General features: G+C 43.7%; 13 protein-coding genes. 8 read left to right on the forward strand and 5 right to left on the reverse strand.

Going from position 1 to position 10,848, the window contains the following annotated elements:
- Positions 1-125: 125 nt before the first annotated feature.
- The 4 genes from AC3A14_RS07940 to AC3A14_RS07955 all read right to left on the reverse strand — a co-directional run bounded on the left by AC3A14_RS07940 (position 126) and on the right by AC3A14_RS07955 (position 4,312).
- Positions 126-2,114 carry an FAD-dependent oxidoreductase gene (locus AC3A14_RS07940; RefSeq protein ID WP_318731917.1) on the reverse strand — a complete coding sequence of 663 codons (1,989 nt, stop codon included), beginning with the start codon at positions 2,112-2,114 and terminating at the stop codon, positions 126-128.
- Positions 2,115-2,123: 9 nt separating this feature from the next.
- Positions 2,124-2,873 (reverse strand): type II restriction enzyme, encoded by a 750-nt coding sequence (locus AC3A14_RS07945; RefSeq protein ID WP_487778956.1) that lies wholly within the window; start codon positions 2,871-2,873, stop codon positions 2,124-2,126.
- Positions 2,848-3,765, reverse strand: a complete 918-nt coding sequence (locus tag AC3A14_RS07950) for a DNA adenine methylase (protein WP_318731919.1) — start codon at positions 3,763-3,765, stop codon at positions 2,848-2,850. The genes AC3A14_RS07945 and AC3A14_RS07950 overlap by 26 nt, the downstream gene beginning before the upstream one ends.
- 244 nt (positions 3,766-4,009) lie before the next feature.
- Complete coding sequence (locus tag AC3A14_RS07955; protein WP_413038615.1) at positions 4,010-4,312, reverse strand: DUF4345 domain-containing protein; 303 nt, start codon at positions 4,310-4,312, stop codon at positions 4,010-4,012.
- Positions 4,313-4,516: 204 nt separating this feature from the next.
- Here AC3A14_RS07955 and AC3A14_RS07960 point away from each other — a divergent pair, with 204 nt between their 5' ends.
- The gene (locus AC3A14_RS07960; RefSeq protein WP_318731921.1) at positions 4,517-5,203 is read left to right on the forward strand and encodes a Uma2 family endonuclease; all 687 of its coding nucleotides are present in this window, start codon (positions 4,517-4,519) and stop codon (positions 5,201-5,203) included.
- Positions 5,204-5,285: 82 nt separating this feature from the next.
- Here AC3A14_RS07960 and bioU read toward each other — a convergent pair whose 3' ends face one another.
- Positions 5,286-6,287 (reverse strand): (S)-8-amino-7-oxononanoate synthase BioU, encoded by a 1,002-nt coding sequence (gene bioU, locus AC3A14_RS07965; protein ID WP_318700645.1) that lies wholly within the window; start codon positions 6,285-6,287, stop codon positions 5,286-5,288.
- 315 nt (positions 6,288-6,602) lie between these two features.
- Here bioU and AC3A14_RS07970 point away from each other — a divergent pair, with 315 nt between their 5' ends.
- From AC3A14_RS07970 to AC3A14_RS08000, 7 genes are all read left to right on the forward strand, one after another.
- Positions 6,603-6,812: a DUF2997 domain-containing protein gene (locus tag AC3A14_RS07970; protein WP_271943338.1), complete on the forward strand. Its 210-nt coding sequence runs from the start codon at positions 6,603-6,605 to the stop codon at positions 6,810-6,812.
- Between the two features lie 46 nt (positions 6,813-6,858).
- Positions 6,859-7,245 (forward strand): DUF1257 domain-containing protein, encoded by a 387-nt coding sequence (locus AC3A14_RS07975; protein ID WP_271943336.1) that lies wholly within the window; start codon positions 6,859-6,861, stop codon positions 7,243-7,245.
- Complete coding sequence (locus tag AC3A14_RS07980) at positions 7,245-7,691, forward strand: ferredoxin (RefSeq protein WP_318700644.1); 447 nt, start codon at positions 7,245-7,247, stop codon at positions 7,689-7,691. The genes AC3A14_RS07975 and AC3A14_RS07980 overlap by 1 nt, the downstream gene beginning before the upstream one ends.
- Positions 7,692-7,753: 62 nt before the next feature.
- Positions 7,754-8,434, forward strand: coding sequence for a hypothetical protein (locus AC3A14_RS07985; protein ID WP_318700643.1), 681 nt, complete (start codon positions 7,754-7,756; stop codon positions 8,432-8,434).
- Positions 8,435-8,520: 86 nt separating this feature from the next.
- Positions 8,521-9,240 (forward strand): GDSL-type esterase/lipase family protein, encoded by a 720-nt coding sequence (locus tag AC3A14_RS07990; RefSeq protein ID WP_318731922.1) that lies wholly within the window; start codon positions 8,521-8,523, stop codon positions 9,238-9,240.
- A gap of 100 nt (positions 9,241-9,340) precedes the next feature.
- Positions 9,341-9,655 carry a hypothetical protein gene (locus tag AC3A14_RS07995; RefSeq protein WP_318700641.1) on the forward strand — a complete coding sequence of 105 codons (315 nt, stop codon included), beginning with the start codon at positions 9,341-9,343 and terminating at the stop codon, positions 9,653-9,655.
- Between the two features lie 271 nt (positions 9,656-9,926).
- A partial coding sequence (locus AC3A14_RS08000) for an alkaline phosphatase PhoX (protein WP_487778957.1) occupies positions 9,927-10,848 on the forward strand: 922 nt, incomplete at its 3' end.

The raw sequence follows: 10,848 nt of genomic DNA on the forward strand, positions 1-10,848 counted from the left end.
GGGCGAAAGATTTTTCGCCCCCATGATGTATGAATCCGTTCAACTGGGCTAAGAATCGCCTCTGATGCCCCGTTATACAGGAAGATTCGCCTCTAGAGTAGGAGATCGAGATTATCTTGCGAGATTTACTGCCAACTGTCCCAATTTTCATTGAGAATGGAGGTATTGGGAAAAGCGATCGGATTCCCTTGATTCACTAACCGTCGTTGCAGGACTTCTAATTGGGGTTCTGGTGCGGGCAAATTATCGACCAATTCATAAGGCATCAGATCGTTTTCGAGGGCAAAAACAACCGTATTCCCGGCGGCTGCACCAACTGACCATTCAAAGGAATGCACCCGATAAGCAGCCGCCGCAATATGGCTGGCGGCGATACTTTTACCAGCAATTAACAGGTTATTCAATTGTTGGGGAATCATGGCTCGCAGGGGAATTTGGAAGGGGTAAGCCGTCCCTGCGCCTTGACGTTCTCCTTCGCGCTCGGTGTTACCGGGTTTTTCCGGAGGACTTTGTGTCATGCAGGGGTGAAAGTCGATCGCATAGTGACCAATGCCAACAGAATCTGGAAAGATGGTGGAGCGGGTGCGACGTTGGGGAGGGTTGGGTAGAGAATCAGATTGCAGAACCTCGATCGCCTCTAATCCAGCGATCGCCGCTCGAAAGGCTCTGTATTCCTCTAGAGGTAAGGCTTGGCTATAATATTCATCGGTATATCCCTGGCGCGAAATATCGATTTCCCAGATGGTAAACCCATCAGGATGGGCCCAACTGGGACGACCAATAATCCGTCGTCCTTCACGCATATAGGGATATTTCGACAGTCCGTGAGCGGTTCCCATGGGGGAGTCTAACCCAGATAAAAAGCGATAATTGGGATGGAGTTCTTTAAATCCATCTCCCAATTGGGAATCCGTGGTTCCCGCAACCAACCAGTAATAAAATCCCAATGCATGTTCTTCGGCTTTGCGTAAGGCATCAACGCGCAGTCCTCCCATCCATCCTCCAGGCTCCAATTGACCGGTGGCTTGCAGTTGGTTCGGGGTATAAATAAAGTTATCAATCGAAGTTCCTGGACGGTAATCATTGCCCCATGTCCAGTTTTGCATCCCGATATCTCCAGGGGTGGGTGTTGTAAAGCCAATGCCTCTAAATTTTGTGGCTTCTCCTGTGGTTGGACTCCAGATCCGGCGATAGGTGAATACCAGATCGAAACTGGCTAGGCGCTCTAATTCGTAGCTATAGTAAGGGGCATATTGGGGATAAAAGTCTGGCATCACCTGGGGTTGGGGTTCGTCCATGGTTTCCATGGCGAAGGTGTAGGTAAAGCCTTGGGTACAGTAGGGATTGCCGGTTTCACTGGAGGAAGAGGGTTCTAGGGGCGATCGCGGATCGATCCCCAAACGGTGAGGAATATTGGTGAGTCCAATTAATTCCCCGGTTTCCGTCCCATCGATGACATACCAGGGTTTATCCTGAGGTGCAATGAAGCGGATAATACTTTTAGTTAGATGTTCGGAATTGTCGTAGGTGTAAGCATCTTCTAGGGTTTGGGAGAGAAAGCGGGTATTTAGGGGAGGTGCGCCTGGTGCGGCTTGGTGTTGAATGGCACTTGCTGCTTGAATGAGGGTGCGATTCACATTATAATCGAGGTCTTTCACCACCGTATTCGGATACCAATGTAGCGTTCCTTTACCCCGTTTCGCCGCAGTTTCCAGCATCTCCATCAGGATCAAATGACCATCTTTGGGCAGAAAACAGGAGACACTCACCCAACACTCACCTGGATTTAGCTTGCCATAGGTTTGGAAGATGCGATCGCGCAACTCCAAATACCCGCGAGAATAAAACAATTGCGCTCTTTGTGTCGTTCTCTCATCTAACGCCGAAGTTCCCTGGGAAGAAATTTGACCCCCTACCCAGTCCGTCAACTCCGTCAGGCAAACCGTTTTACCTCCGAGCAACGCCTCATAAGCAGTCGCCGTACCTGCCAGTCCCCCACCCACTACCAGTACATCACAGGAGACGGTTCGCTCCGGTTCCGGGGATGCCAGTGCCGCACTTGACGAGAATCCGGTAATAATTAAAGTAGATAGCAATCCTAGGTATTTTTTCATTTGAGAACCTCAAGTAGATTTAAGTTGAATTGAATTATATTGATATAAATCACAAAACCTAAACACATAAAATGTAAAAACATTATTAGAAAACAAAAGCAAAATAGGAACTATTTCTTTATTCGTTTTTGATTTCCATAATCTATAAGGGTAATAAAGTTGCCTAATAATAAAATTATCTACAGATTGACACTTAGCTTCAATGATTGCGAATTTACTGGTTCCTTCAAATCCACCATCTATTTCGCATTGAGAGTTCTCAACTGCAATATTTTGACCTTCAGCAGTCCTGGAATTATAGATTTCGTAGTCAAACTGTCCTGTAGACATTTGACCAAACACTGTAAAAAGTGTTTCTTCTTCCAAAATATCGGTTAGCATCCCTGACAAATAAGCACAGAGAATAGCTGATGACTCAGAAGTTATCTGCTGAGGCACAATAGTTTCAATCTGAGATGGAAGCTCAAAATATTGAATTTCTGGTAACGTTCTATCTTCAGAAAGTGAAAAGTAGCTATCAAAATGACCAATAACATAACCACCTCTAGAGACAGGTTGTATAGAGAGATTATTATCTCGAAAAAGCCTTGGAAGCTGAACCTGATGATCGAACTTTGTCATCAGACGTGATTCTCTCTCCTGGTTTATTATTTCAGATGATATATAAAAACGACCCTCTCTTTCGATTGCTTCCAGTATCTTCTGTTCTTCAAATAGTGCTTGCCAAGCACTATCATTTCTCGATGGTTTTGCACTCATATTTGTTATGAATTAATAATTCTTGAATTTTTCCTCTTTTCGAGCCAACTGCATTGATTGCCCGTGAAGCCCTAATTTCAACGATTTCATATCGAGAATCGCTGTATAACTCATGAATGAATGGAGCATTGGAATTACTGACTAATACATGACAACCTCGGTCTGATAACTTATCGCAAACTAGCTTCAGTCTCTCCTGCTCCCTTTCACCAAAACCATTGATACTATACCCTGTAAAAGATGATGTGTCAGAAATGGGATGGTATGGGGGGTCAAAATAAACAAATGCTCCTTTCTTTGCGGTTGAAACTGAATCCGCAAAATCACCTTCACAGATTCTAACCGATCTTTGATTTAGAAAGTTACTAACTGCCTTTATGACAACAGGATCTGCTATAAGCGGATTGATAGGGTTTCCATAGGGGACATTAAATTGACCTTTGCTATTCACACGAAACAATCCATTAAAACAAGTTTTATTTAAATATATGAGCCGTGCTGCTCGTTTGACTGACGATAATGTTTTGAAAGTAGAATGTCTATCTTGACTGCGTAATGTATAGTAATAATCTTTTGAGTTCTTTTTCTCATGTTCCTTACAAAGCTCCAGCAACCCCTCAGGATTGTCTCTAATTACATTGTAACAATTCATGAGTTCTTTGTTGGTATCGTTAATTACGGTTTTTGCGGGTTGAAGTGAGAACAGAACTGCACCTGCGCCAACAAACGGCTCATAGTATTGAGTGTACTTTTGTGGAATATACTTTTTGATGACTGGCATGAGTTGTCTCTTCCCACCTGCCCATTTCAAGAATGGCTGAACTAAGAGGTTGTATTTGTCACCCTTTCTTCTTTGAGGATCTAATGGTTTTTCTACAGCCCGTCGTTCCATCTCTGTTTACGCAAAAGTTTTCATCTAGAACTCTATTATAATACAAAAAGGTCTTACAATGTCAGGGAAAAAATATGTTTTTTTAGTAGACTTAATTGTTTTTACTCTGGGATGTTCATCGATCTTGTGATTGACGATTTACTGGTTCAATATAATATTACTGTACCAGTATTTTCAATTCCTATTTTAACGTTCCTATTAATAGATGAGTCTTTTAGGCTTTCGGATTCGCACTCAGTATCGGTCAATTGGCATCGGATTGAGTTCTGTAGAACCACAGACAAAATAGACACACTAATCCAAGAACAATTTCAATGCCATCTGACCATACTAAGGAAGCCACTGGGATACCGTCAATTGTCATACCGAGCAATCTGGAAAGACCATAAGACAAATAAACTAAGGTAGCTAAGATAGTTGATGTAAAGGTAAGCTGGGAGATAAAAGCACCCATGAGCATGAGGATACCACTGCTGAACAAAGCTCTCGCAGGGGCACGAATTTCACTGAGAAAGTTAACGCTGCCACCAAGATCAATTTGATTCATGGCATACAACTCGGCAGGCGATCGCAACCCCTCCAGCTAAACACAACACAACTTGTAACACTTTGGATGATTGCATAACCTTGCTCCAATTTGTGAGATCGCCCAAGAAGCAGTCAGGTAAAACTTTGCTGATTTTGTATGGTAAGTCAGCCATCCGCTAACATGACATACAATTACAGGCATAACCCAAGTACCATAAATCCTATGACTTCACTCATCTGTAATCCTCCCACTAATGAACTTCCCTTGCAACTGTGGCAACCCTCTAGTTGGGAAAATTACGAGGCTTGGCGCGATCGCAACTGTCCCGAAAAAATAAAGTTATACTACTACCAACATCAACTCTTAGTCGAAATGGGTTCAGAAGGAATTAATCACTCTAGCATTGGGGATTTATTCACCATGCTTTTTGCATTCTGGTTTAGTCAAAAGCAAAATCAAAACCTTAGCTCTTTCGGTGGCTGTTTACTGGAAAAAACGAACCAAAGTTCTGCTGCCCCCGATCTAGTTCTCTATATTGGAGACAACTATCCCACCTGGAATCCTAGAGAAAAACGCTATATTGATTTAGATCGCTGGCGAGTCCCCGATCTAGTTGGTGAAATTTCTGATACCACCTTATCAAGCGATTTAGATGAGAAAAAACACTTGTATGCTTCTTTAGGTATCCCTGAATATTGGGTGATTGATGTCAAAGGACAGCGAGTTTTTGCCTTCAAGCTACAAGACAATAACCAATATAAAGAGTGCGATGATTCCCAAGGTTTATCGGGTTTACCCATCTCTCTTCTAGAACAAACCCTTGTCCGTTTACAAGAAGCCAGTAATATAACCGTTGCCAATTGGTTTTCTGAGCAGATTAAATCTCTGGATCTTGGCAAACCTGAATGATATCAATGGGAATTAATCGAGAAAAATCGAGTAGGGTTATAGACACTCTACTCGATCGCCATCACTAAAGGCAAATCCTCATCTAGCGGACAAATTGGGGCATGACTTCAGCCGCAGTGAAGAGTCCGTGGATACCGCGACGATGGAAGGAAATTCCGGCTTTGAGATAGCCAAAAGCTGGCCCGCAAACATTGGCCGCCATGCTGGTTTCATCGCCTAAGGTGAAGGTATGGGTGGAAATTTTGCCTTCAAAGGTGCGTCCAGTGATTTGGACGTTAGTACTGAGGGGTTTTTTGGGGTTACGGGTATCGACAATACCACCGACGGATACGCAGGAGCGATCGCAGATTCCAGCTAATTCCAGCATAATATCATCGGCATGTTCCATGTTTTCTAAAGCCAGAATACCGTTGGTGTTATCCAAGAGTGCCTCGACTTCGGCATCACTCATCGCTCGTGCTTTCTCCACATCATAACCGGGCATATGGGCAATATCTTCGCGAATAGTCGCCCGATAAGCTTCCCAATTGGCAATACCCACCCCAAAGGTAATTTTACACGAATGAATTTCAGCATAACTTTGGGCAGCTAGGGCAGCAGCAGCAGTAAGCAAACCAGGAGTTGCACCACATCCAGTCATGTAGGTAATGCCAGCTTGTTGCAACTCATCTTGTAACTCTAGCAGTTGTTCTACGGCACTGGTACGTTTGAGGGCATCCACCAGCACCCCTTGCCAACCGGAGGCAATAAACTGCCGAGCCACATCTGCCATGAAAGTGTTGGGGAGATTGGGAAGCGCTAGAAAATAACCCTCTACCACAGAAGCCTGTTGGATCAAATCAGCAATGCTATTCTCGCTCAGGATTCCCCATGGCTCTAAATATCCCACAGAATGGCGATCGCCATACACTTGAGCGCAAGCATCCCCATCTAACCCTTCTGGATGATAAGCATAGCCCTTATGGTCAGCCACCGCCGTTAACCGCATTTCCCCTTTGGGAGCCAAAACCTTAGCCGCAGCTTGTCCCAAACCACCAAAGCCCAAAACACCAACATGCATCACCCCAATATTTTGGTTGTTCATTGTCGTTACACCAATTTTTTGAACCAGACTAATCCTCCATTATCAACCATTGTGCGTGATTCCTTCGCCCATAGCCCTTATGAGAAATAATTACAAATGATAACGATTTATATCTTCGACGGTGAACCCTCAAATCCTTATATCCTAGGATTCTTGACGATTTGAGAAACTTGCGTCACACTGACCAATAATTGAGAACACACTTCAAGTGTGTCATAATTTTTGTTACGATTTGCGTCGTTATGATGCAACTAAAAGTCCGGTTCATGCCTTTAAGCAAGAACCATAGACTTGGTTTATCAGGGACAAACTCACATGGAAACCCTAGAGTTCATCATTTACCCGGATGGTCGGGTAAAAGAAACCGTTACTGGCATTGTTGGATCGTCCTGTGCAGAAGTGACCGCAGCCATTGAAGCTCAACTCGGTCATGTCCTCAAAGTCGAACCAACGGCTGAGTATTTTGCCCAAGTGCAACAGGAACAGGACGTTACCACGAATCAGGCTACGTTCAGCCAATGGTAACGATTGTGTCAACTGTATTTTGTATTTTTACACCAAACAACCTGCCATGTCACACTTTAGTCAAATTAAAACTCAAATTCGCAATTTAGAGGCTCTGAAAACTGCTTTAAGTGAGTTAGAGATTGATTGGAAATCTGGCCCGAGTCCCGTTCGCGGATATCAAGGACAAACTCACGACGCTGAAGTAGTAATCGAACAAGAGAATGGTTACGATATTGGCTTTAGTTGGAATGGCCAATCCTATCAATTAGTTTCGGATATGCAATTCTGGCAGCAGAATCTTTCCGTACAAGGATTTATTAATAAAATCACCCAGCGCTATGCCTATCATACAGTGGTGCAAGAGACTGCAAAACAAGGGTTTGAAGTAGCAGAACAGCAGAAAAATGAAGATGGTTCAATTCGCTTAGTGCTGCAACGTTGGAGTGCATAATGGATGATTTTTATCCCCTTTCAACTGACGATCGGGATTTAGAACGCAGTGGACTAGAACCTGAATTAGGTGGTGTGTGGCGGGATGAACCAGACCGGACAGGATTTGAACCCGAATTGGGGGGAATCCTGCGCCAGAAAGGGGTTTATGTGGATGAGGTAACCTGTATTGGGTGTAAACATTGCGCCCATGTAGCCCGAAATACGTTTTATATTGAAGACAAGTATGGGCGATCGCGAGTAATCCAGCAAGATGGAGACCCAGAAGAGCTGATTCAAGAGGCGATCGAAACCTGTCCCGTAGACTGCATCCACTGGGTTGATTATACCGAACTCAAACAACTCGAAGCCCAACGAAAATATCAGGTCATGCCTGTTCCTGGTTTTCCGATTAATCGAGCTTTGATGTCATCAACCCAACGTCAAATACACCAAAACCCGGAATAAATGAACTCAAAAGGCTGTAACTCTACAGCCTTTTATTATCGGTGAATTTTTCTAATCCAATTATGATGAGTCAAGAAATCGTAGAGCAAGTGACCCAAAGCTACAAAGTCTTGCTCGCTTATCATCAGCAAGTCGGCAGCCTATTTCAACTGTTAGATAAAAGATTTTCATCAGGAAACAATGGCAAAAAACTTTTACCTCTTTCTGTAGATAAACTATTTGCCGTTTGTGATGACGAGTATATGTTATTAGATCATTATACCTTATCGAGTCGTCAGCAACCCTATGATACAGGTCTCCCCTTTTGGTTAGGGCGTTTTTATGTTGATGCAGATCGTTTAATCGGCGATCGTTGCATTGATGATTACTTCGCCCAAGAAATTCCTTATATGGCTTTTGTCTGGATTTGGGTGGGGTGTGACGATCCCAATGTGGCGGATGTAGAGGAACCTGAATGTTGGATTGCTATCGTCGAGCCTCAACCGAATAATCCCGAAACGCGACTGTATGATATGGCAGAAATGGTTTGGAAATTTATACGCATTGAGACGACGACAGAAAAAGAAGAAGATGGATGGATTTCTGGGCGTTTTTATCCGAATTCTCTAGGCTGTGAGTTGAATGGAGCGTGGCAAGTGCAACGATTTCCTCTCAAGGAACTATCGAGTCTTTATGACATCTATAAATTCATTATTAATCCATTGACTCAGAAGATAGCTCAATGTAATAAAAATAGCGGTTAAAAAAGTCCCATTCGTTGCCGATCGCCAAAAGGCTAAACTTCCAGGAAATCGCTAAAATAGGGATGATTAATCGATTCCCTGTCATCATGATTTCGTTTATCCTCAGTTTAATTCCACTTCCCTTGGCAAAACGTACAGTTCAGCGATCGCTCGTTTTTCTTGTCCTGTTATTTACTACCTGGGGACTCGTCATCGGTTGCAGTTCCTCAGTAAACCAGGTCAAAAATTTGCAACTCGGACAAGGAGAACAGATTATTGTTTTAGGCGATAGCATTGCCTCTGGCTATGGAGTAAACCCAGAGCAAGCCTTTCCCAGTGTTTTAAGTCGTCGGTTGAATGTGGCGATTCTCAATCAAGGCGTTGCAGGCGATACAACAGCCATGGGGTTAGCGCGTCTGCAAACCGATGTATTGGATGAAAATCCCTGGTTAGTCATGGTGGAGTTGTCAGGGAATGATTATCTACAACGCATCCCCGAAACAGAGACGGAGGAGAATTTACGCCAAATCATAACCCAGATTCAAGCTCAGGGGGCGATCGCCGTGATTTTAGGCATAAATGTAGGCATAGTGGGGGATAATTACGATCGCATGTTTGAGGAATTAGCCCAGGAGACACAAGCCTATTTGATTCCTCAGATCCTCAAGGGCTTACTTAGGGATGAGCGATACCGGCAAGATGATATCATACATCCTAATGCTGATGGACATGAGATTATTGGCGATCGCGTCTTTGATGGTCTACAACCCTTACTGAAAGCCACTAAGATTCCCCCTAATCTGGAGAATCTCATCATTGAGCGATAAGAGAGCAAATAGTGTTAACCTTTGTAACGTATCAGAGGTCTTCCAAAGAACCTGGTAAGATACCTCTCAAAACTCTCCGATCTTATTAAGGGACATTGTTATGAGCTTGGAAAATGTACGCCGCCATCTTTCGGAATTAGCGGAATTAATTAGTCAATTGGAATATGAAAATCTGAGTGCCGAACAAAAGAAAGTCAAGGCTTCCCTAATTGAGACCTATGAAACAATGAGAACTCGTGTGATAGAAGAATATTGGCGCGAGATTGAGATGAAAGGGGCTTATATGTCAGAAGATGCAGGATTAATTGGAATTGCCCAACAGTTAAAAGATCAGTTAGAGGCTGATGGTAATTATTTAGGCAAAACTCAAGAAGCCTTCGATGCATTTATGGCTGATTTAGAGCAATTGCGTTAGAGACTTCCAGACGATAGCTAGTGAATGAAGAATTTAGCTCAGACAATTGGCTCTAAGTCAATTGTCTAAGGTTTAGGGTGGGAATTTTCATTCTCCTTTATGATTGCCTATTGCCTATTGCCTAGCGTGAAGTACCCTAACGTTAGCCACAAGCGATCGCTCAATCTCAACTGAAATTAATGAGTTATTTCCTTAGAAATAACGAAAGCTTAACCTAATATCGATACAGTCATAATGTCAAAAACTGAGCGCTCAACTCAACTCGTTAACGATGACATTCCAACGCAGACAATTTTTATTATTCCTGGGAGCAACTGCAACAACTGTTGCCTGTGGTTCTTTGGGACAACAGGGCGGATCTGCTTCTATAACTGGAAGTTCAGCTACCGCAGCCTCCTCATCTAAAGCTTTAGGCTTAAAGTTCGATCCAGTCAAATACCCTTGTCCCCTATCCTATCAAGGGCTACCGCCAGAGCAACAAAAATCCTGGTACCGTACCTATGAAGTCCTTGATGATGTGGTGCTACCCGAAGGCTACACTTACGATGTGATAGGAGCTTGGGGAGACAAACTAGGCAATTCTCGGTTTGGATATAACAATGATTACCTCTCTTTTGTCCCCACCGGGCCAGATACAGGGTTTTTAACCATTAACTTTGAATACGTCAGTGTTCCCACCTGGGAGCAAACCTATCTGATGGTGATGGGTAAATCTCTGCCCTCAAAAGTGCTGCCTGCACTCGACAAAGCGGGAAGTGAGGGAATCAATGCCTTTGAGTTAAGCGATCGCGCTTTGAAAGCTGAATTCTATGATTTCTTTAAGGAAACTTTGATCGATCAAGGCATTGGGGTGATTGCTCTACGTCGGCAGGCCAATGGCCAATGGGTGAGAACCTATTCCCCCCAAGACCGCCGGATTACCGGCATCTCTGGCTTAGAGGATGGAAACTATCTGCAAGCCACTGGCCCCGCCGTGTCCATTTTCCGCAAGACCAATGGCATGGGTTATATTGATACCCTGAACGATAAAATTATCGGTACATTTAACAACTGTGCCGGGGGAACCAGTCCTTGGGGTACGGTCTTCAGCGCGGAAGAAAATTTCCAGAATTTTGTCCCCGAAGGGGTTTATGCTGATGGCACCTCTTTGCATCCCAAGGTAAAACCCGTTCAACGAGATGAATTTGAGGGTC

It is taken from the genome of Roseofilum sp., from assembly GCF_982964205.1.